Origin of the sequence: Trujillonella humicola (genome assembly GCF_046233715.1) — a bacterium.
In the GTDB taxonomy this organism is placed as follows: Bacteria; Actinomycetota; Actinomycetes; order Mycobacteriales; family Geodermatophilaceae; genus Trujillonella; species Trujillonella humicola.
Genome location: NZ_JBJNRJ010000138.1, coordinates 1 through 1,003 on the forward strand (window position 1 = coordinate 1; position 1,003 = coordinate 1,003).

Genomic DNA, 1,003 nt, shown 5'->3' on the forward strand with positions numbered 1-1,003 from the left:
CCCGGGCGGCGTGGTGGGCGGTCGGGCAGCTACGCCGCGAGCACGCCTCGATCGCCGGCATCGCCCGGCAGCTGGGCACCAGCTGGCGCACCGTGTGGCGGGCGGTCGGCCCGCTGCTGGCGGCGATGGCCGCCGACGAGGCCCGCTTCGCCGACGTCACCTCCCTGGGCGTGGACGAACACATCTGGCACCACGTCTCCACCAAGCCGATCGCCGACGGCGGGCGGGGCCCCAAGGAGCTGACCGGCATGGTCGACCTCACCCGTGACCAGCAAGGACGCGTCCGCGCCCGGCTGCTGGACCTGGTGCCCGGCCGGTCCGGGAAGGCCTACGCCGACTGGCTGACCGCCCGCGGCGAGGCGTTCCGGGCGCGGGTGCAGGTGGCCACCCTCGATCCGTTCCACGGCTACAAGAACGCCATCGACGACCGGCTGCAAGACGCCACCGCGGTGCTGGACGCCTTCCACGTCGTCAAACTCGGCACCGACGCCGTAGACCGCTGCCGGCGCCGCGTCCAGCAGGAGATCCACGGCCACCGCGGCCGCAAGAACGACCCGCTCTACGGGATCCGCAACACGCTGCGCGCCGGCGCCGAGCACCTCACCGACCGGCAGTGGGCACGGCTGCACGCCGCGTTCGCCGCCGACGAACGACACCTCGCCGTCTGGCTCGCGTGGTCCTGCGCCCAGCAGCTGCGCGCCGCCTACCGCCACGAGCGCACCGCCGAGGGCCGCAAGATCGCCGAGCGCGTGCTCGACTCGTTCCCGACCTGCCCGGTGCCCGAGATCGCCCGCCTCGGCCGCACCCTGCGACAGTGGCGCGAGGCGTTCCTGGCCTACTTCGACACCGGCCGCGCCAGCAACGGCGGCACCGAAGCCGTCAACGGCCTCATCGAACTCCACCGCCGCATCGCCCGCGGCTTCCGCAACCGCGACAACTACCGGCTACGCATGCTGCTCATCGCCGGCGGCCTGACCAGCCCCCACCTCAAGTAAGAAGAGCC

The 1,003-nt window shown here is 73.4% G+C and carries 1 protein-coding gene; it reads left to right on the forward strand.

The window, feature by feature from the left end:
* A partial coding sequence (locus ACK586_RS25440; protein ID WP_409333321.1) for an ISL3 family transposase occupies positions 1–995 on the forward strand: 995 nt, incomplete at its 5' end.
* Positions 996–1,003: the final 8 nt, after the last annotated feature.